Here is a 20,835-nt window from a genome sequence, read left to right as displayed (position 1 = left end):
TCCCCCAACACCCACCTCCTCCTGACGCTCGCCGATATCAAATACCGCCGGGCCCCGAAGGAGCCCTCCAGAACGCGTGCGGCTCGCTGGAGGGCTCCTTCGAGGGCTCCGCTCCGCTGCGCCACCTTAGAGGCTGAGAGTCTGTCGATCGGTCACCCTTCGACATCCTCATGAGCCGAATACCCGGGCGGCCCCGGACGGGCCGGCGACGAAGGACACGGCGCGGGTCCCCTCTCCCGTGCGGGAGAGGGACAGGGTGAGGGATGCGACTTCTCCGGAAAGATCTGGTCCCTCACCCCAACCCTCTCCCGCACGGGAGAGGGGGCGTGTCGCGCTCCGTCATCGACCTCGACCGCAAATCTTCGGGGAACGTCCCGCCTCGGCTCGCAAGCCAGGCTCCTGTGCCGGGATGGACCTTCCGAGGAGCGCCGCAGCGTCTGTCGCGAGCGGAGAACCGAAAGACCCACACCCTCTCAGGATGAGGCTATCGTCGGGAGCCGCGACTCCGGCGCCCGGCCCCCTATATGGCAGCGCCGGACCCGCATCGAAGAGAGCCTGGATGATCGCACCGGCACGCGCGCTGTTCCTCGGGCTTCTCGTCGCCCTCGGAAGCCCCGGGGCGCGGGCCGCCTCGGGACCGGCCGTCGAGGCCGAGAACGGCATGGTGGTGTCGTCCCAGCGCCTGGCCTCACAGGTCGGCGCCGACATCCTGAAGGCCGGCGGCAACGCCATCGATGCCGCGGTGGCCGTGGCCTATGCCGAGGCGGTGGTGAACCCGTGCTGCGGCAATATCGGCGGCGGCGGCTTCCTGGTGCTGCACCGGGCCGACGGACAGAGCCGCTTCATCAATTTCCGCGAGAAGGCGCCCGGGGCGGCCAGCCGCGACATGTATCTCGACGCCGACGGCAGCGTCGTGAAGGGCGCGAGCCTGCGCGGCTGGAAGGCGGCGGGCGTGCCCGGCACCGTGCTCGGCCTGAACACCGCGCTCGCGGAATACGGCACCCTGCCGCTGGCCCGGGTGATGGCCCCGGCGGTCGCGCTGGCCCGGGACGGCTTCGTGCTCACCCGGGGCGACACCGACATCCTGGATTTCGGCGCCAAGCTGTTCGCCGGCCAGGCCAACGTCGCCCGCGTCTTCCTGCGCCCGGACGGCAGCCCCTGGCGGCCCGGCGACCGGATGGTCCAGGCCGGCCTCGCCCGCACCCTCCAGGCCATCGCCGAGGGCGGCTCGGACGCGTTCTACAAGGGCGAGATCCCCCGCCAGGTCGAGGCGGCGTCCCGGGCCGGGGGCGGGGTGCTCACGGCGTCCGACTTCGCCGCCTACACGGTGACCGAATCCGAACCGCTGACCTGCCGCTACCGGGGCGCCACCATCCTGTCGGCACCTCCGCCTTCGTCCGGCGGCACGACTTTGTGCGAGATCCTGACCATCCTCGACGGCTACGACCTGCGGGCGGCCGGCTTCAATTCCGCCCGGACCGTGCACCTGATGGTCGAGGCGATGCGGCGCGCCTATGCCGACCGCAACATCCTGCTGGGCGACCCGGATTTCGGGCCCAACCCGGTGGCGCGCCTGCTGTCGCCGGCCTACGCCGAGCAGCTCCGGGCTACGATCCGGCCGGACCGGGCGACCCCGTCCGCCGAGATCCGCCCGGCCCCCGAAAGCCTCCCGCAGGAGAAGCCCGAGACCACCCACATCTCGGTGATGGACAAGGCCGGCAACGCAGTCTCGCTCACCTACACGATCAACGGCTATTTCGGCGCCGGCGTGATGGCCGGGGAGACCGGGTTCTTCCTCAACGACGAGATGGACGATTTTACCGTCAAGCCCGGGGTGCCGAACCTGTTCGGCCTGGTCCAGGGCGCCCGCAACGCGATCGCGCCGGGCAAGCGCCCGCTCTCGTCGATGGCGCCGACCATCGTGCTGCGGGACGGCAAGGTCGCCCTGGTGGCGGGCTCGCCCGGGGGCTCGCGGATCATCACGATCAACGCCCAGACGCTGATCAACGTGCTCGATTTCGGCATGGAGCCGCAGGAGGCGGTGGACGCCCCGCGCATCCATCACCAGTGGCTGCCCGACACGGTCTACGCCGAGCCGTTCGCGCTCTCGGCGGACACGCAGGGCATCCTGCGGGGCATGGGCCACACGATCGTCGAGCAGAGACCCTGGGGGGCGCAGGAGCTGATCGCAATCCGCGCCGCCGTGCCGGACCCCACCGACGCGGCCTCCTCGGGCAACGACGCCACGCGCACGGAGCGGATGCGCCCAGGCCTGCTCTACGGCGCCAACGACAACCGCCGTCCGGCCGGCGCCGCGATCGGCGAGTAACGGGTTCCCAAAGGGCAGGCCCTTTGGCAGGGGTTCGGGAGCGGAGCCCCCGAGACACCGGGATTTCAGCCCCGGTCCGCGGCTTCCCGGGCGACTTCGCGGAAGCCGATGTCCCGGCGGCAGAAGCCCTCCGGCCAGTCGATCCGGGCCACCGCCGCGTAGGCGCGGTCCTGGGCGTCGGTGACGCTGTCGCCGAGCGCCGTCACCGCGAGCACCCGGCCGCCGTCGGCGAGCAGCTGGCCGCCCTCGTCGCGGGTGCCGGCCTGGAACACGAACACGCCGTCGCCCTCGGCCCCGTCGACGCCACGGATCACCGAGCCCCGCACCACGGCCCCGGGATAGCCGGCGGCCGCCATCACCACGGTGAGGGCGGCCCGGTGGGCGTCGAATTCCAGCGTGACCCCAGAGAGGTCGCCTTCGCTCGCCGAGAGCAAAGCCGGGACGAGGTCGGAGGCGAGGCGGGGCATCAGCACCTGCGCCTCGGGATCGCCGAAGCGGGTGTTGTACTCGATGAGCTTGGGGCCGTCCGCGGTGAGCATCAGGCCGGCGTAGAGGATGCCCGTGAACGGGCAGCCGCGCGCCCGCATGCCGGCCAGCGTCGGCAGGATGATCTCGGCCATGACCCGGGCCTCGATCTCCGGGGTCACGACCCGGGCCGGGGAGTAGGCGCCCATGCCGCCGGTGTTGGGGCCGCGGTCGCCGTCGAACACGCGCTTGTGGTCCTGCGCGGTGCCGAGCGGGATCGCCCGGGTGCCGTCGCACAGCGCGAAAAAACTCGCCTCCTCGCCGAACAGGCATTCCTCGACCACCACCTCGGCGCCGGGATCCTCGAACAGCGACGCCAGCGCGTCCTCGGCCTGGTCCAGGGTCTCGGCGACGGTGACGCCCTTGCCGGCCGCGAGGCCGTCGGCCTTCACGACGATCGGGACGCCCTCCCGGCGGACATAGGCGAGCGCCGGCTCCAGCGCGGTGAAGCGCGCGAAGGCGGCGGTCGGGATCCCGCAGGCGGCGCAGAGGTCCTTGGTGAAGCCCTTGGAGCCCTCGAGCCGCGCCGCGTCGCGGGTCGGCCCGAAGGTGCGGATCCCGGCGATCTTCAGGTCGTCGACCAGCCCGGCGACCAGCGGCGCCTCGGGCCCGACCACCACGAGGCCGATCGACTCGGCGGCGCAGAAGGCCGCCACCGCGGCGTGGTCGGTGATCGTGAGGTCGGGCCGGTTGGTGCCGTGGCGGGCGGTGCCGGGATTGCCCGGCGCCGTGAACAGGCGGGTACAGAGCGGGCTCTTGGCCAGGCGCCAGGCCAGCGCGTGCTCGCGTCCCCCCGAGCCGATCAGCAGAATGTTCATGCGCGCGCCACCATGGGCCCAGCTTCTGGGCCAAGCGTGCGGACGGGAAAAGGTTTTTTTCGGGCTGTCCCCGCTATGCCGGGATTTCGGCCCCCGCATCGTCCGGTTCCGAAAGCCGGCAACCACCTTTCGGGACGATGCGCCGACGCTCAGCAGCCGATGCACACGCTGGTGTTGACCCCGCCCCGGGGCGCCCGCGCGATCCCGTGCCGGCCGACTCGGCGCCCGCCGTAGACGCCGTAATACGGCACGTGGGGCTGGTACTGGACGTTGCGCTGGAACTGCTGGTTCAGCGTGTTGTAGTCGGAGACCCGCTGCTGGTTGAGGGTGCGGATCTGGCTCTGCAGGGCGAACGAGGAATTGGCCGCGTTCGGGTCGTTCGGCTGTACCTGCGCCCAGGCGGCGCCCGCCGGGAGGGCGAGCGCCAGGGCGAGGAACGCGCGGGCGAGGGCGCGCATCGGGTTCTCCGTATCAAGCCTGAATACTGTTCATCATATCGACGCACCCAGGCTCGATCAGGTTCCTGGCCGCGTCAACCCGGCACGACCGGCGTCTTGGTTTGCGGCAGGGCGTCGAGCTGCTTGGGATCCAGCCCGGTATGGGCCTGCACCAGGGGATGCGGGGTCAGCGCCAGCCACTGGTTCAGCGAGATGTCGGCGTAGCGCGGGCTCTTGAACATCTCCAGGAAGGTCAGCGTCGTGTCGCCGGTATTCTCGATGTAGTGGCCCATGGCGTAGGGCACGTAGCCGACGTCGCCGGCCTGGTAGTCGAAGGTGCGGGCCTTCGATTCCGAGCCGAACACCGTCATCCGGCCCTTGCCCGAGAGGTAGTACTGCCACTCGTCGCCGTTGGGGTGCCAGTGCAGCTCGCGCATCCCCCCGGGCTCGACCTCGACCAGCGCCGCCGCGATCGTCGCCGAGGCCGGGAACACCGTGGAATCGGTGATGCGCACGCGCCCGCTCTTGGTGCGGATCGGCTCCTGCGCCAGCATCCGGTGGCTGAAGGTTTTTGGGACGTCCCCGGCGCCGCCCATCTTGTCGGCCGCGAGCGGGCCGGGGGTCGGCCCCGGGAAGATGTAGAGCTCCTTCTCGGGGATCTTGGCCAGCGCGCTCTCGGGCACCCCGAGATTCTTGGCCAGGATGTCCCGCGGCGTGTGCGCCAGCCAGTCGGTGAGCAGGAAGGTCGAATCCTCCGAGAAGCCGCCGTCGTCGAACACCAGCAGGAACTCGCAACCGTCGATGCCGTCGGCCGAAAGCCCCTGGATCGCGTGCGGGATGCCGCCCGGGAAGTACCAGAGGTCGCCCTCGCCGACATCGTCCGCGAAGGTGCGCCCGTCCTGGTCGACCGCGGTGATCCGGGCCTTGCCCTTGATCATGTAGGACCACTCGGCTTCCTTGTGCCAGTGCATCTCGCGGACCACGCCGGCCTTGAGCCGCATGTTGACCCCGGCCATGGCCTTGGAGACCGGCAATTCGCGCACCGTGGTCTGGCGCGCCCAGCCGCCTTCCTCCAGGCGCATGTGGCTGTCGGTGAACGACCATTTCAGGTTCGGCATCGTGCCGTGGTCGGTGGCCGGCGGCGCCTGGGTGAACGGCTCCTCGGCGGCGCGGGGCCCGTTGGTCGGGCCCAGGATGTCGGCGCCCCTGGAGCCCCGCTGGGGCAGGGGCCCGGCGGCGAGAGGGCCGGCGGCGGTCTGCGCCAGGGCGGGGGACGCCATCATCGCACCGCCCGCGGCGGCAATCATGGAACGCCGGGAGATCTCGGTCATCGCGTGTCGGCCTGTTGGAGCGCGCCGCCGAAGAGGGGGACAGGTCCGGCGTCGGCGCGTCTGGGAACGGGGGCCGGAATCCAGCCCCGTCGCGGGGGTAACCGGCCGCGGCATCGGAGGATCCAGCACATCATCGTGCGCTGCGGCATCTCGCCGGGACCCCGGGCATGGTCTATGAATTGAATACACTCTTGAACGTGTCCCGGTCGGCGGGCGCCGGCCGCAGGCCGGATCGCCCCTGCCGGGCGGACGTTCGGTGCGACCCGAGGACCAGATGGCGGACCGGGACAGTTCAGCCGCGCGCGAATCCGCTGCGCCGGGCGCGCCCGGCGGCCCCGCGCGGCCCGGCCGCCTGTGGATCGGCCTGCTGGCGCTGGCGGGGGTCGGGCTCCTGGGCTACCGCCACTGGCCGGAGCCGTCCCGGGCGGCGAGCCCGCCGCCGCAGGCGGCCAAGAAGCCCCAGACCGTGCGGGTGGCCATGGCCCGGCAGGCCTCCGACACGCTCAGCCTGACCCAGACCGGCACCACCCAGGCCTTCGACACCGCGAGCCTCTATCCGCGGGCGACCGGCTACATCGTCGAGCGCAAGGTCGATATCGGCTCGCACGTGAGGAAGGGCGACCTGCTGTTCCGGATCAGCGCGCCCGACCTCGACCAGCAGTTGGTCCAGGCGCAATCGCAGGTGCTGCAATTGCAGGCGGCGCTGATCCAGGCGCGCGCCATGGTCGATCAGGCCGAAGCCAACCGCCACCTCGCGGACGTGACCAACCGGCGGACCTCGACGCTGGCCGGCAGCGGCACCGCGACCCAGCAGAACGCCGACACCGCGCAGGCCGGGGTGCTGGCGCAGGGCGCCAACGTCGACGCCGTCAAGGCGGCCGTGAAGGTCGCGGAGGCCAACATCGCCGCCCAGGAGGCCCAGGTCGCCCGGCTCAGGGTCCTGACCGGCTTCGAGGAGATCCGCGCGCCCTTCGACGGGGTCGTGACCACCCGCAACACCGATGTCGGCGACGCGGTCACGGCGGACACCAACACGGGCGCGCCGCTGCTGACGCTGGCCCGGGACGACGTGCTGCGCATGGCGGTGAACGTGCCGCTCTACGCGGCCGACGGAATCCGCGACGGCCTGGAGGCCAAGGCCGAGGTGGCGCAGCTCCCTGGAAAAATCTTCCCCGGCCGGGTCTCGCGCTCGTCCACGACCCTGCTCCACGCCTCGCGCACCCTGGTGACGCAGGTCGACATCCCCAACCCGGACCGGGTCCTGCAGGCCGGCCTCTACATCACCCTGACCCTGGCGATCCCCCGGGTGTCCCCGGCGGTGTCGGTCCCGAACGACGCCCTGATCTTCGACCAGGACGGCACCCGGGTGGCGGTGGTGGGGGCCGGCGCGGAGGGCGGTCATGTGGTGCGGATGCGCCCGGTGACGATCTTCCGCCAGACCGGGACGATGCTGGAGCTGCGCACCGGCCTGACCGGCGGCGAGCGGGTCGTGGTCGGGCCGCCGGCGTCGCTGCGCGACGGCGACCCGGTCGCCCTGCGGCCGGAGGGCAAGGCCGGGACGTGAAGACTTCGACGTGAAGGCCGGGACGTGAGGGCCGGCCCCGGCCCGTCGCTCCGCACAGCCTGAGACCAGCTACAGCGAAGATAAGCCGCGCGACTCGGGGGCTCCGCGCGCGTATTCCGCCCGGAAATCTCGGGGATCCATCATCAACACCCGGATCACGAGAGCGGATTCCATCGTCATGGCAGTAAAAATCCTAGGTCTTCTGACTGCAATACTAGGATTATCTCTGATCGGTTTCGGATACAAGCTTGCGGCGGTCGGCGGGTCGCCGTTCTACGGGGTGGTCGGCCTCGGCCTGCTCGCCGCCGGGATCCAGCTCGCCCGGCGCCGCCAGGGCGGCTTCTGGCTCTACGCGCTCACCCTGGCGGGGGCCTTCGCCTGGACGATCCAAGAGGTCGGGTTCGACAAGTGGCAATGGATCCCGCGCGGCGCGCTGATCCTGTTCCTCGGCCTGCTGCTGTCCCTGCCGTTCGTGCCCGGCGGCCTGCGGAACGCGCCGACAAGCCCCTGGGCGCCGGGCCTGGGCAACGGGCCGCTGGCGTTGCGCGCCGTCGTGGCGCTCCTCGTCGCCGCGAGCGGCGCGGCGTGGTTCGTCGATCCGGTGGACACGAAGGGCAGCCTGCCGAAGGTCGCCCAGGCCGGGAACGCCGCGGTCGATCCGAGCGGCGTCGCCTATCCGGCCGACGACTGGGTCGCCTACGGCGGCACCAATCTCGGCCAGCGCTACTCGGCGCTGAAGGACATCGACACCGGCAACGTCCGCGGCCTCAAGGTCGCCTGGGAGCACCATACCGGCGACCTGCGCGAGGGCGACGCCAAGGATTCGAAGGAATACACTTTCGAGGCGACGCCGATCAAAGTGAACGGGCTGCTGTATTTCTGCACCCCGCACAGCATCGTCCGGGCCCTGGAGCCGGAGACCGGCCGCGTGGTCTGGTCCTTCGATCCCAGGATGCTGCGGGACGCCCAGTACCAGCACCAGACCTGCCGCGGCGTGTCCTACAACGACTCGACCGGCTTCGTGGCGCCGGCCGAGGCCGACCCCGCAGCCGTCCAGGCCGCCCAGGCCGCCATCGCCGAATGCCCGCGCCGGATCATCGCGACCTCGGTGGACGCCAAGCTCTACGCCCTGAACGCCGACACCGGCGCGCCCTGCAAGAGTTTCGGCACCGACGGCGCGGTGGACCTGAAGGCGCAGATGCCGGGCCTGCAGCGGGCCACCTACCAGGAGACCTCGGCGCCGCTGGTGACCCGGGACCTGGTGATCCTCGGCAGCGCCATCGCCGACAACTACTACGAGACCAACCCGTCGGGGGCGATCCGCGCCTACGACGTGCGCACCGGCGCGATCGTGTGGAAGTTCGACGCCGGCAAGCCCGACGACACCGCGCCGCTCAAGGCCGGCGAACTCTACGAGCCGAACTCTGCGGTGGCCTGGACCCAGCTCGCGGCGGACGAGGGCCTGGGCCAGGTCTACGTGCCGTTCGGCAACCGGTCCCCCGACCAGGTCGGCGTGTCCCGCTCCAAGGACGACGAGGCCTTCATCGACGCCCTGGCGGCCCTCGACCTGAAGACCGGCCGGCTGATCTGGAAATTCCAGACCGCGGCGCACGACCTGTGGGACCGGGACAACCCGTCCCAGCCGGTGCTGCTGACCCTGCCGCACAAGGGGGCCGCGGTGCCGGCGATCCTGATCCCGACCAAGATCGGCAACGTCTGGGTGCTGGACCGCCGCACCGGCGCGCCGTTCGCCCCGGTGGAGCAGGTCAAGGTCTCCACCGAGACCGACATCCCGGGCGAGACGCTTGCGGCGACCCAGCCGATGTCGGCGCTGCGCTTCACCCCGGCGCCGCTGACCGAGGCCGCCATGTGGGGCACGACGCCGTTCGACCAGATCCAGTGCCGCATCGCGTTCCGGTCGAACCGCTACGACGGCAACCCGTTCACGCCGCCCCAGGCCTCGGGCGGCTCGATCGTGTGGCCGGGCAATATCGGGGTGTTCAACTGGGGCTCCGTGGCCGTCGATCCGGTCAACCACTGGATGATCGCGACGCCGCAATACCTGCCCTACATCTACCAGCTGCATCGGCGTCCGGAGGCCGAGCCGAACAAGCGCCTGTTCTCCACCGATCCGGATTCGAAGCCCGGCAACGAGAATCTCGGCGGCCCCTACGCGGTGTCGATCGCCCACATGCGCTCGGCGCTCGGCGTGCCCTGCAACGCGCCGCCCTGGGGCATGCGGGTCGGGGTGAACCTCGCGGACGGCACCACCGTGTGGAAACACCGCAACGGCACCGTGGCCGGCCAGAAGGTCGCCGGCGTGACCTTCCCGATCCCGTTCGAGATGGGCATGCTGGCCCATGGCGGCACCCTGACCACGGCCGGCGGGGTCGCCTTCGCGGGGGCCGCCCTGGACGACCTGATCCGCGGCTACGACATGCAGACCGGCGAGACCCTCTGGTCCATGACGCTGCCCGCGGGCGGCCAGGCGACGCCGATGACCTACCGGGGCAAGGACGGCAAGCAATACGTGGTGATCGCCGCCGGCGGCCACGGCTCGCTCGGCACCACGCCGGGCGACTCGGTCATCGCCTACCGGCTCGACTGAGCGGAGATTCCAAAGGGCTCAGCCCTTTGGCGGGGTATCGGGGCGGAGCCCCGATGAAGCAGGGCGCTGCCCTGCACCCGCACAAGGTCACAGACCTTGTGAATCCAGGAGTTTCGCTCGCGCATCCGTGCGGGCGAGGCGGGCCAGCAGGTACTCGATTTCGGCCTTGGCCCGCGGGGTGAGCGCCTGGGACGGCTTGCGCTGGGCGTCGGACGAGAAAATCCCCCGGCGCTGGAACACGTATTTGCGCACCGCGAGCCCCAGCGGGCCCTGCTGCTGCTCGTAGCGCAGGTAGGGCAGGTGGGCGTCGAACAGGTCGTGGGCGGCGTCGCGCTCCCCCGCCCGGCCGAGGCGGACCACGTCGACCAGCATCTCCGGGAAGGCGTAGCCGGTGTTGGCCCCGTCGGCGCCGCGCTCGGTCTCGAAGTCCAGGAACAGGCCGCCATTGCCGACCAGGATCGCGATGTGGCGCATCGAGCCGTCCGCCTCGAAGCCCCGCAGCGTCGAGATCTTCTCCAGCCCCGGCCAGTCCTCGTGCTTGAGCATCACGCAGGAGGGATTCTCGGACACGATCCGGCGGATCACTGCCGGCGTCATCTGGACCGAGAAGGTGAGGGGATAGTCCTGGAGCACGAAGGGCACGTCCGGCCCGATCGCCTCGGCGGCGTTGCGGTAATAGCCGACCACCTGGTCGTCGGTGCGCAGGGTGTTGGGCGGCGCGATCATCACGCCGGCCGCGCCCATCGCCATCACCTCGCGGGCGAGCGCCCGCATGGCCGCGAAGCCCGGCGCCGTGACGCCGACGATCACCGGCAGCCGGGTGCGCCCGAGGACCTGCTTCGCGACGGCGAGCCCTTCTTCATGGTCGAGCTTGCCGGCCTCGCCGAGCTGGCCGAGGATCGTCAAGCCATCGACCCCCGAAGCCCCGAAAAAATCCGTCATCCGGTCGAGGGAGACCGCGTCGATCCGGCCGTCCGGGTGGAACGGCGTCGGGGCGATCGGCACGACGCCGCGGAGATCGCTGGTGAGGGGCATGCCGGTCCTGTCCTCCGTCGCGCGGCAAGGGGGCAGCCGAGGGGGCGGCCGCGCGGGCGGGGATCATAGGGCATCCATCCGAAAGGTGGTCGCCGACTTTGCCAAAAAGATCCGCCCCTGTCAGGGGCGGGCTTCGACCGGCCGGCCGACCGGCTGTTCCGGGCGGGGGCGGGCGGCCCGGCCGGGGCGCCCGGCGAGGGCTACCGAGCCCTGCTGCAGGGCGATGAAGGCGAAGAGCAGCAGGCCGGTGGCGATCTTGGTCCACCAGCTCGACAGGGTGCCGTCGAAGGTGATGGCGGTCTGGATCAGGCCGCCGATCAGCACGCCCAGGAACGTGCCCAGGATGCCGCCCTGGCCGCCGGTGAGCAGCGTGCCGCCGATCACCACGGCGGCGATGGCGTCGAGCTCGACGCCCACCGCCGAGAGCGGGGTGCCCGAGGCGGTATCCAGCGAGAACACGATGCCGGCGAGCGCCGCGAGCAGGCTCGACAGGGCGTAGATCGCGATCGTGTTGCGGCCGACCCGCACGCCCATCAGCCCCGTGGTGTGGCGGCTGCCGCCCAGCGCGTAGACGGTGGCGCCGAAGCGCGTGGCGTGGAGCAGCACCCCGCCCAGCAGGAACACCGCCAGCATCACCCCCGCCGTCAGGGTCAGGCGCCCGCCGCCGGGCAGGCTCAGGGACAGGTCGGCGACCGCGCTGTAGAGCGACGCGTTGATCGGGACCGACTCGGTGGAGAGCAGGAACCCGGCGCCCCGGGCCAGGAACATGCCAGCCAGCGTCACGATGAAGGGCGGCATCTCGAAGACGTGGATCAGCGCCCCCATCGCGGCGCCGAACAGGACGGCGGCCAAGAGCACGAGCCCGAAGGCGGCCAGCGGCGGGATCCCCCAGCGGTCGATGGCCAGCGCCAGGAACACCGTGGTGAAGCCGACCACCGAGCCGACCGAGAGGTCGATGCCGCCGGCGATGATCACGAAGGTCGTGCCGACCGCGACGATGCCCAGGAAGGCGCTGTCGGTGAGTAGGTTGCCGACGACCCGGGTGGTCAGGAAGGCGGGGAACTGCGTGGCGCAGAGGACGTAGCCGGCCGCGAACAGGAGCGCGGCGACCAGGACCGGGAGGTTGCGGCTCATCACGGCTTCCGCAGCAGCAGGGTGAGGCCCGACAGGCGGGGCGACTGGACGAGGAGCACCGCCAGCACCACCGCGGCCTTGACCACGAGGTTCAATTCCGGCGGCAGGCCGGAGAGCAGGATTCCGGTGTTCATCGCCTGGATGATGAAGGCCCCGAGGACCGCCAGCCACAGGCTGAACCGCCCACCGAGCAGGGACGAGCCGGCCACCACCACGGCCAGGATCGCGTCGAGCTCCAGCCACAGCCCGGCATTGTTGGCATCCGCCCCCAGGATGTCGGCCGCCGCGACCACGCCGGCCAGCGCCGCGCAGAGGCCGCTCCAGGCGTAGACCGCCACCGTCACCGACCGGGTGTCGATGCCGGCGAGCGCGCTGGCGCGGGCGTTGCCGCCGGTGGCCTCGATCATCAGGCCGAGCGCCGAGCCGCGCACCAGGGCGAGCGTCAGGAGCAGCATGGCGAGGACCAGCACCACCGGCATCGGCACGCCGAGCAGGGCGCCCCCGCCCAGGAAGGCCAGCTCGGAGGACGCGAAGGTGACGATGCGCCCCTCGGTGATCAGCTGGGCGATGCCCCGGCCGGCGACCATCAGGATCAGGGTGGCGACGATCGGCTGGATCCGCAGGCTCGCCACCAGGAACCCGTTCCACAGGCCGCAGGCGAGCCCGGTGCCGAGGGCGGCGGCGAGCACCACCGGCAGGGGGTAGCTGTCGGCCAGGCTCGCCGCGACCGCCCCGGCGATCGCCATCACGGCGCCCACCGACAGGTCGATGCCGCCGGTGGCGACCACCAGCACCATGCCGAGCGACAGCAGCGCCACCGGCGCGCCGCGGTTGAACACGTCGATCAGGCTGCCGAACAGGCGCCCGTCCTGGAGATGCACCGCGAGGAATTGCGGCGAGGCGAGGCGGTCGGCCAGGAGCACGGCCGCGAAGGCGAGGAGCTGGGGCGCTCCGGAGCGAAGGGCGCGCATCAGGCGGGTTCCAAAACCGGTGCGGATGCCGCCTCGGCGGCGATCGCCCGGAGGATGGCGGTGAGGTCGACCGCGCGGCCGGCGAGTTCGGCCACCTGGGCCCGGTCGCGCATCACGATCACCCGGTCGGAATAGGTCACGATTTCCTCCAGCTCCGAGGAGATCACCAGGAGGGCGAGCCCCTCGTCGCAGAGCCGGCGGATCAGCCGGATGATCTCCGCATGGGCCCCGACATCGATGCCCCGGGTCGGCTCGTCGAGGATCAGCAGGCGCGGCTCGGTGGCGAGCCAGCGCGCCAGCAGCGCCTTCTGCTGGTTGCCCCCGGACAGGAGCCCGATCGGCCGCTCCGGATCGGGCGGGCGGATGTCGAGCATCGCGATGAAGGCGCGGGCGATCTTGTCCTGGGCCGCACGGCCCAGGGGCCGGAACGGGCCGCGCCGGGCCTGGAGGGCCAGCACGATGTTCTCCCGCACCGTCAGGTCGGCGACGATGCCCTCGGTCTTGCGCTCCTCCGGGCAGTAGCCGAACCGGTGGCGCAGGGCGTCCCGGGGTCCGGCGATCCGGACCGGCTCGCCGTCGAGCAGGATGCGTCCGCGATCGGCCCGCTCGGCGCCGAACAGCAGGCGGGCGGTCTCGGTCCGCCCGGAGCCGAGGAGGCCCGCGAGGCCGACCACCTCGCCGCTGCCCACCGTGAGGTCGATGGGCTGGAGGTAGCCGGCCTTGCCGAGACCCTCGGCCTTCAGGACCGGCGTGCCGGATTTTTTCTGTGACGACCGGTCCGCCGGCTCCGCCCGCGCCTCGGTCTCGGCGAGGTCGTGGCCCAGCATCGTGTGCACGAGCTCGAGGCGCGGGAAGCGCGCGGTCTCGCGCTCCGTCACCAGCCGGCCGTTGCGCAGGACCGTGATGCGGTCGGTGATCGCGTAGACCTGCTCCAGGAAGTGGGTCACGAAGACGATGCCGATCCCCCGCCCGGCGAGGCGGCGCATCACGCCGAACAGCACCGTGACCTCGTGGGTGTCGAGGCTCGCGGTCGGCTCGTCGAGGATCAGGGCCCGGGCCGAGAGATCCACCGCCCGGGCGATCGCCACGAGGTGCTGCACCGCCACCGGATAGCGGCCGAGCGGCGCGCCGACATCGATCGACAGGCCGAAATCCGCGAGCAGCGCGGTGGCGCGGTGGCGCATCTCGCGAGTGCGCACGAGGCCGAACCGGGTCGGCTCGCGGCCCAGGAACAGGTTCTGCGCCACGGTGAGGTTCGGCAGCAGGCCGACCTCCTGGTAGACCGTGGCGATGCCGGCCCGGGACGCGGCTTCCGCCGAGCGCGGGGCAATCGGCGCGCCGTCGAGCCAAACCTCGCCGGCATCGCGCCGGACGACGCCGGTGAGCGTCTTGATGAAGGTGGACTTGCCGGCGCCGTTCTCGCCGAGGAGGGCGTGGATCTCTCCCCGGCGCAAGGTGAAGTCGACCCCTGCGAGGGCCTGGTGCCCGGCGAAGCTCTTCGAGAGCCCGCGGACGCTGAGCAGGACGGAATCGGGCACGATGCGATCGCAGCGGTCGGGGTCGCGTCAGTAGCCGAGGTTCTTCTTGCTGTTGTAGACCTTCATCGGGTCGTCCGCGGCCGTGTAGAGCTTCGACTCGGTCTGGATCCACTTGGGCGGGACGGTGCCCTTCTCCTTGTAGGCTTTCAGCACGTCGAAGGCGGGGCCGGCCATGTCGGGGGTGAGCTCCACGGTGGCGTTGGCCTCGCCCGCGGCGATCGCCTTGAAGATGTCGGGGACCGCGTCGATCGAGACCGTCAGGATCTCCTTGCCGGGCTTCAGGCCGGCCTCCTTCATCGCCTGGATGGCGCCGACCATCATGTCGTCGTTGTGGGCGTAGACCGCGCAGATCGAGCGGCCGCCCTCGGCCTTGATGAAGCTCTCCATCACCTCCTTGCCCTTGGCCCGGGTGAAGTCGCCGGTCTGGCTGCGCACGAGCTTCAGGTTGGCGTGGGGCGCGAGGGCGGCGTCAAAGCCCTTCTTGCGGTTGGTGGCGACGCTGGCGCCGACCGTGCCCTGGAGTTCGACCACGTTGCAGGGCTTCTCGCCGACCGTCTTGGCCAGCCACGCGCCGGCGACCCGGCCCTCCTCGACGCTGTCGGAGGTGACGGCGGTCAGGTAGAGGTCCTTGCCGGCGGGATCGATGTCGCGGTCGAGCAGGATCACCGGGATCTTCGCGTCGCGGGCTTCCTTAAGCACGGAATCCCAGCCGGTGGCGACCACGGGGGCGAGCAGGATCGCGTCGACCCCCTGCGCCACGAAGGACCGGATCGCCTTGATCTGGTTCTCCTGCTTCTGCTGCGCGTCGGCGATCTTGACCGTGATGCCGCGCTTCTTGGCCTCGTCCTTGGTCACCGTCGTCTCGGCGGCGCGCCAGCCGGATTCGGAACCGATCTGCGAGAACCCGACGGTCAGCGAGGCGGCCTCGGCCCCGCCGACCCATGCCAGCATCGCGCCCGCGATCATGGCCTTGATGGAAATGGTGCCTCTCATCGACGTCCCCCCGTTCGAATGCAGCCGCCGCCTCTTCAGGACGATCGGTCGGCATATGTATGACATATGCGCGGAAGGTTGGATAGCCGAACGCGCCCGTGCTGTCACCTGCGTCAGCGCCGACGATCGCCGACGGGCCGTGTCAGACCGGATCATTTGTCTGATTTTTATGTGAGGCCAGCCTGGCCGGCTCCTGTGGATCATCCGTCCCGGTATGGGCCGCCATGTCGGGTTCGTTCGCGCTGTCCGACGGCATGTCCCCCGCTGCGCAATCCTGTCCCCGCTCGGCGACCCGACACGCGCATGCGCCCCGGCAACACGAGCATCGTTTCAAGAATCGGAACCGGAACGATGCTCTCGCCGCCAACGCCCGCCGCATCCAGTGGTGGACGGCGGGGAATGCCTATCTCCGGCCGGTCAGCCGTTCGAGGTGACCGGCGCCGCGCAGACGGTCTTCCCCGACTTCGGCACGCTTGGCCGGGTCGGAGCCGATCGCGGCCTGAGCGGGGGAGGGAAGAGGCACAGCCGAGCGGCTGCGCCTGCCGTCCTCAGATCGCGGTGCGCCGGGCGTCGAGCCAGCGGAGCGCAACGGCCGAGCCGAGCACGGCACCCTCAGCCGCGATCCCCGCTGCGGTGATTGTGAGGGCGTTCAGGATCGCGTCGCGCGCGGCGTCTGAATCAGGGGGCAAGGATCATGGCAACGACGGTCAGCGCCCCAGCGACCGGCAACAAGATCGTGCGGAACAGGCCTGTCAGGCATTCCGTTACGATCTGTGTCATCATGATCGGCACCCTATCCAGGTTTGCCGGCTACGATACTTCTGTGACCTTGCCGGGTGGGAGCACCCGATGATGACTCCACGGCCAGCAAGCCGCAAACCGTGGCGCGATCGGGATATGCTGTCTCAGACGACGTCCTGACGAAGTTCTTCGGCAAGCTCGGGATGCCGATCGAGGAGGCGCAACAACTGGCTGGTTGGGCCGCTCGGCTCGACCAAGCCGCGCTCATATTTGTCGAAGGCCGATTCCCCGACCTTCAGCAGGCTGCCCGCCTCGCGCTGGGAGAGGCGCAACTTCTTGCGCACCCGCCGGATCGTCGCGGGGGAGGGCAGACCTTCCACCTCCTCCTTAAGCGCTCGCAAAGCCGCATCCGTCACCGCCATGTCCTGTCCGACATGGACACCCGCACCATCTCCGTCTGGATAATAGCCCGGCAGATCGACGGTCCGAGTCCGTCCCCTGTAGGCGACAGTGAAGAGGCGCACGCCCCGGCGAAGGATCTCTCCAGTCTCGGGCGAGACCATCGTTCCCGGTAGAGCCGTCTCGATAGCCATGCTCATTTCTCCTTGAATGACATGACGGTGAACTCGGTCACGACATCGGCCTGGAATTTCACGTAGAGCGTCAGGCCTCGAGCGGGGACATGATAGACATCCTGCCAGACACGATGATCAGCATGGGTCGTCATCGACTTGAAGAACATGTCGCGTTCGATCCCAGCGATCGTTTCGACGACACCTGCTCGATCGAACCCCAATGAGAATGCGTTGCGGAGCGCCGTCGTCGTCATCGCAAGGGTATCTGTCGCTCCCAGCGCGACCTTGATGGCTTGGAGGTCGTAGGTTGGACGCCGCTTCTCCATAACCGCCGAATGCCACCTTAATGGTGGCAGAGCAAGAGAGATGGGCGAACGTCATAGCCCCGCGGGCGGGACCCTTACGGGGTGCCGCCCGCCGGAATCACCCCAAAAGCTTGTCCAGGGTGATCGGCATCTCGCGCACTCGCACGCCGGTGGCGTGCCAGACCGCGTTGGCGATGGCGCCCACCGTGCCGGTGATGCCGATCTCGCCGACGCCCTTCACCCCCAACGCGTTCACCACGGAATCCTCCTCGTGGACCAGGATCGCCTCCATGGCCGGGATGTCGGCGTTCACCGGCAGGTGGTACTCGGCCAGGTTGTCGTTGAGGAAGCGGCCGGTGCGCGGGTCCATCTCGGCCCGCTCGTGCAGGGCGAAGGACAGGCCCCAGATCATGCCGCCGTAATACTGGCTCTGGACCAGCCGCGGGTTGATCACCCGGCCGGCTGCGAAGGCGCCGACCAGCCGGCTGACCCGGATCTGGCCCAAGTCAGGATCGACCCGCACCTCGGCGAAGACCGCCCCGTGGGCGTGCATCGCGTAGGACTTTTGGGCCGCCGGGTCGGCTCCGGCCTTGCCCTGGCCCTCGATGCTGGCCCGCCCGGCCCGCTTGAGGATGTCGGCGAAGGACTCGCTCCGGCTCGAATCGTCCTGCCGGGTCAGGCGCCCGCCCGCCGCGGCGACGCCGGCATTGCCGGCGCCGTAAAGCGGGGAGGCGGGGTCGTCGGTGGCGAGCTTGGCCAGCTGGGCGATCACGTCCTGGGCGGCGGCGTGGATCGCGTTGCCGGCCGTGGCGGTGTGGCCGGAGCCGCCCGCGATGCCGGCATTCGGAAGATCGGACGACCCCATCCGGAAGGTGAGGGCCTCCATGCCGATCCCGAGCCCGTCGGCGGCGATCTGGGCGAGCGCGGTCCAGGCGCCCTGGCCCATGTCGATCGCCCCGAGCTCCACCGTGCCGGTGCCGTCGGCGCGGATCTCGGCCCGCGCCATGCCTTCGAAGATCAGGGCCGGGAAGGTGGCGGTGCCCATGCCGATGCCGACCAAAAAGCCGTCCTTGTCCCGGGTCTGACGGGGCTGGAGCGGGCGTCCGGCCCAGCCGAACGCCTCGGCGCCGCGCTGGTAGCACGCGCGCAGGGCCTTGGACGAGAACGGCTTGCCGGTGATCGGCTCGACCTCGGCGTAGTTGGCGAGCCGGAACTCCAGCGGGTCCATGCCGAGTTCGTGCGCCATCTCGTCCAGCGCGCTCTCGAGGGCGACGCTGCCGGTGGCCTCGCCCGGGGCACGCATGAACAGGGGCGTGCCGGTGTCGAGCCGCACCGCCTCGTGCCGGATCGCGATGGCCGGGCTGGCGTAGAGGGTGCTGGTCGCCCGGCCGGCCGGCTCGAAGAAGTCGTCGAAGCTCGAGGAGGCGGTGAGGATGTGGTGGTCGAGCGCCGTGAGCTTGCCGGCCGCGTCGGTGCCGAGGCGGAGCGTCTGCCGGGTCGGGCCGCGATGGCCCATCGGGCCGTACATCTGGGAGCGGGTCGGCACCAGCTTGACCGGCCGCCCGACCATCCGGGCCGCCATGCAGGCGAGCACCTGCGGCCCCGAGGGCACGCCCTTCGAGCCGAAGCCGCCGCCGAGATAGGGGCTCTCGATGTGGATGTCGTCGGGCTTGATCCCGAACAGCCCGGCGAGCCGGCCTTGCGAGATCGCCAGCCCCTGGGTCGGCATGTGCAGGGTCAGCCGGTCGCCGTCCCACTGGGCCAGGGCCGCGTGGGGCTCCATGGCGTTGTGGTACTGGGCCGGGGTCTCGTAGGTGGCCGCGATGGTGCGCGACGCGGATGCCAGGCCCGCCTCGACGTCGCCGTCGCTCTCGGACGGGGCCGCGCCGACGCCCACCGAATCCGGGGTGAATACCTCGCCGGAATCGAGGCCGATGCGCGGCGTCTCGCTCGCGTAGGTCGGCGCCAGCAGGCGCGCGCCCTCGGTGGCGGCCTCCAGGGTCTCGGCGATCACCACGGCGATCGGCTGGTTGGCGTAGCGGACCCGGTCGTTCTGCAGCAGGTCCAGGCGGAAGATGAACGGCCCGGCCTTGGCGTCCGGGTCCTGGGCGAGTTTCGGGGCGTTCTCCGGGGTCATCACCGCGACGACGCCGGGATGGGCCTCGGCAGCGGACCGGTTCAGGCCGGTGACCCGGCCCTTGGCGATCCGGGCGACGCAGAGCGCCGCGTGCAGCGTGCCGGGGGGCAGGTTGTCGGCGGAGAACCTTGCCTGGCCGGTCACCTTGAGCGGGCCGTCCCGCCGGGTCAGCGGCTGGCCGATGCTGGAGCCGTGGCGGGTGCCGGCGGCGGAGGTCTGGGGTGTGGCGGTCGCGGTCATGCGGTCTGTCCTCAGACGATGCCGAACGGGGAGGCGGGAAGCGCCGGGATCCGCGCGGGCGTCCCGGCGGCCGCCAGCGTCAGCGCCCGGACCGCGACGCGGCGGGCGAGTTCGATCTTGAAGGCGTTGGCCTCGCCGGTGGGCTTGGCGCCGTCGAGGGCCAGGGCGGCGGCCCGGGCGTAGGCCTCGGGGGAGGGCGCCTGGCCGGCGAGCGCCGCCTCGGCCGCCTCGACCCGCCAGGGCTTGAGCGCCAGCCCGCCGAAGGCGAGCCGGGCTCGGCCGATCTTTTGGCCGTCGAGCGTGAGGGCGGCGGCGGCCGAGACCACCGCGAACGCGTAGGAGGTGCGGTCGCGGACCTTGAGGTAGCGGGCGTTGCCCTGGAACGACGCCGCCTCGGGGGGCAGCCGCACCGCGGTGATCAGCTCGGCCGGGCGCAGCGCCGTCTCGTGCTCCGGATGGTCGCCGGGGAGAGTGTGGAACGCGGTCAGCGGCACCTCCCGGGCGCCGTCCGGCCCGGCGATCTCGACCACCGCGTCGAGGGCGGCGAGCGGCACGCAGAAATCGGACGGGTTGGTGGCGATGCAGTGCTCGCTCCAGCCCTGGACGGCGTGGATCCGGGTGGCGTGCCCCAAAGCCGCGCAGCCGGAGCCGGGCTCGCGCTTGTTGCAAGGCGAGACCGCGTCGGTGAAGAACGGGCAGCGGGTGCGCTGCATCAGGTTGCCGCCCACGGTGGCGGCGTTGCGCAGCTGCGCCGAGGCGCCGGCCAGCAGGGCCTCGGCCACCATCGGGTAGGTTTTTTCGATCCTCGGGTCGTAGGCGAGGTCGCTGTTGCGCACGAGGGCGCCGATCCGGGTGCCGCCGTCCGGCAGGGGCTCGATGCTGGAGAGACCCGGCAGCCGGGTGATGTCGACGATCCGGGCGGGGGCGGTGACGCCGCCCTTCATCAGGTCGACCAGGTTGGTGCCGGCGGCGAGATAGGCGGTGTCGGGAAGCTGCCCGGCCGCGACGGCCTCCGGCAGGCTCGCGGGGCGGATGTAGTCGAAGTTCCTCACGCCGCGTCCTCCCGATGCTCGACCTGTCCGGTGGGGCGCGACGCCTCCTGCACCGCGTCGAGGATGCCGGCATAGGCGCCGCAGCGGCAGAGGTTGCCGCTCATGCCCTCGCGGATGCGCTCGGGATCGGTGCCGGCCTGGCCCTCGCGGATCAGTCCGACAGCGCTCATGATCTGGCCCGGGGTGCAGAAGCCGCACTGGAAGCCGTCATGGGCGATGAAGGCCGCCTGGACCGGATGCAGCCGATCGCCCTCGGCCAGACCCTCGATGGTCAGGATCTCGGCCCCGTCGAGGCTCACGGCGAGGGTGAGGCAGGCATTGATCCGCCGCCCGTCCACCAGCACCGTGCAGGCGCCGCACTGGCCGCGGTCGCAGCCCTTCTTGGCGCCCGTCAGGCCGAGCCGCTCGCGCAGGAGGTCGAGGAGGGTGACGCGCGGATCGTCGAGGGCGATCTCGCGGGCTTGCCCGTTCAGGGTAAGCCGGAGGGGAATATTCATGCTGG

Annotated in this window: 17 protein-coding genes; 3 read left to right on the top strand and 14 right to left on the bottom strand. The window is 71.0% G+C overall.

Annotated features, from left to right (window positions below; all coding sequences use genetic code 11):
- Positions 1-559: 559 nt before the first annotated feature.
- Positions 560-2,329 carry a gamma-glutamyltransferase gene (gene ggt / locus MFF40_RS22925; RefSeq protein ID WP_238262355.1) on the top strand — a complete coding sequence of 590 codons (1,770 nt, stop codon included), beginning with the start codon at positions 560-562 and terminating at the stop codon, positions 2,327-2,329.
- A gap of 65 nt (positions 2,330-2,394) precedes the next feature.
- Here the strand turns inward: ggt and purD are convergent, their stop codons facing one another.
- The 3 genes from purD to MFF40_RS22910 form a co-directional block, all read right to left on the bottom strand.
- Positions 2,395-3,672, bottom strand: a complete 1,278-nt coding sequence (purD, locus tag MFF40_RS22920; protein WP_147855322.1) for a phosphoribosylamine--glycine ligase — start codon at positions 3,670-3,672, stop codon at positions 2,395-2,397.
- A gap of 149 nt (positions 3,673-3,821) precedes the next feature.
- Entirely contained in the window at positions 3,822-4,130 is a 309-nt protein-coding gene (locus tag MFF40_RS22915) for a hypothetical protein (protein ID WP_147855323.1), read from the bottom strand.
- 74 nt (positions 4,131-4,204) lie between these two features.
- Entirely contained in the window at positions 4,205-5,440 is a 1,236-nt protein-coding gene (locus MFF40_RS22910) for an oxalate decarboxylase family bicupin (RefSeq protein ID WP_238262353.1), read from the bottom strand.
- Positions 5,441-5,714: 274 nt separating this feature from the next.
- On the opposite strand from MFF40_RS22910, the gene MFF40_RS22905 reads away from it, so the two are divergent.
- Positions 5,715-7,004, top strand: coding sequence for an efflux RND transporter periplasmic adaptor subunit (locus tag MFF40_RS22905; protein ID WP_238262351.1), 1,290 nt, complete (start codon positions 5,715-5,717; stop codon positions 7,002-7,004).
- A gap of 178 nt (positions 7,005-7,182) precedes the next feature.
- The gene (locus tag MFF40_RS22900) at positions 7,183-9,612 is read left to right on the top strand and encodes a membrane-bound PQQ-dependent dehydrogenase, glucose/quinate/shikimate family (RefSeq protein ID WP_147899537.1); all 2,430 of its coding nucleotides are present in this window, start codon (positions 7,183-7,185) and stop codon (positions 9,610-9,612) included.
- An 87-nt stretch (positions 9,613-9,699) separates the two neighbouring features.
- On the opposite strand, the gene MFF40_RS22895 is transcribed toward MFF40_RS22900, so the two are convergent.
- From MFF40_RS22895 to MFF40_RS22845, 11 genes are all read right to left on the bottom strand, one after another.
- Entirely contained in the window at positions 9,700-10,647 is a 948-nt protein-coding gene (locus tag MFF40_RS22895) for a dihydrodipicolinate synthase family protein (RefSeq protein WP_147899538.1), read from the bottom strand.
- A 120-nt stretch (positions 10,648-10,767) separates the two neighbouring features.
- Positions 10,768-11,781, bottom strand: a complete 1,014-nt coding sequence (gene yjfF / locus MFF40_RS22890) for a galactofuranose ABC transporter, permease protein YjfF (RefSeq protein WP_238262348.1) — start codon at positions 11,779-11,781, stop codon at positions 10,768-10,770.
- Positions 11,781-12,752, bottom strand: coding sequence for an ABC transporter permease (locus tag MFF40_RS22885; protein WP_238262346.1), 972 nt, complete (start codon positions 12,750-12,752; stop codon positions 11,781-11,783). The genes yjfF and MFF40_RS22885 overlap by 1 nt, the downstream gene beginning before the upstream one ends.
- Positions 12,752-14,290 (bottom strand): sugar ABC transporter ATP-binding protein, encoded by a 1,539-nt coding sequence (locus MFF40_RS22880; protein ID WP_238262344.1) that lies wholly within the window; start codon positions 14,288-14,290, stop codon positions 12,752-12,754. The genes MFF40_RS22885 and MFF40_RS22880 overlap by 1 nt, the downstream gene beginning before the upstream one ends.
- A gap of 27 nt (positions 14,291-14,317) precedes the next feature.
- Positions 14,318-15,256, bottom strand: coding sequence for a galactofuranose ABC transporter, galactofuranose-binding protein YtfQ (gene ytfQ / locus MFF40_RS22875; RefSeq protein ID WP_283206117.1), 939 nt, complete (start codon positions 15,254-15,256; stop codon positions 14,318-14,320).
- A 575-nt stretch (positions 15,257-15,831) separates the two neighbouring features.
- Complete coding sequence (locus MFF40_RS22870) at positions 15,832-15,972, bottom strand: hypothetical protein (protein ID WP_187277737.1); 141 nt, start codon at positions 15,970-15,972, stop codon at positions 15,832-15,834.
- Between the two features lie 216 nt (positions 15,973-16,188).
- On the bottom strand, positions 16,189-16,617 hold the full coding sequence (locus tag MFF40_RS22865; RefSeq protein ID WP_147855138.1) for a type II toxin-antitoxin system MqsA family antitoxin: 429 nt from the start codon (positions 16,615-16,617) through the stop codon (positions 16,189-16,191).
- 2 nt (positions 16,618-16,619) lie between these two features.
- On the bottom strand, positions 16,620-16,925 hold the full coding sequence (locus MFF40_RS22860) for a type II toxin-antitoxin system MqsR family toxin (RefSeq protein WP_147855137.1): 306 nt from the start codon (positions 16,923-16,925) through the stop codon (positions 16,620-16,622).
- Positions 16,926-17,022: 97 nt separating this feature from the next.
- Positions 17,023-19,281 carry a xanthine dehydrogenase family protein molybdopterin-binding subunit gene (locus MFF40_RS22855; RefSeq protein ID WP_147898969.1) on the bottom strand — a complete coding sequence of 753 codons (2,259 nt, stop codon included), beginning with the start codon at positions 19,279-19,281 and terminating at the stop codon, positions 17,023-17,025.
- An 11-nt stretch (positions 19,282-19,292) separates the two neighbouring features.
- Positions 19,293-20,333, bottom strand: coding sequence for an FAD binding domain-containing protein (locus MFF40_RS22850; RefSeq protein WP_147898968.1), 1,041 nt, complete (start codon positions 20,331-20,333; stop codon positions 19,293-19,295).
- A complete protein-coding gene (locus MFF40_RS22845; RefSeq protein WP_147856504.1) occupies positions 20,330-20,830 on the bottom strand; it encodes a (2Fe-2S)-binding protein in 501 nt (166 codons plus the stop codon). Before MFF40_RS22845 ends, MFF40_RS22850 begins: the two co-directional genes overlap by 4 nt.
- Between the last annotated feature and the right edge of the window lie 5 nt (positions 20,831-20,835).

This window comes from Methylobacterium mesophilicum, from assembly GCF_022179445.1.
Classification (GTDB): Bacteria; Pseudomonadota; Alphaproteobacteria; order Rhizobiales; family Beijerinckiaceae; genus Methylobacterium; species Methylobacterium mesophilicum.
Note: the sequence above shows the minus strand (reverse complement) of the source record. Positions and strands in the feature narration are given on the sequence as shown.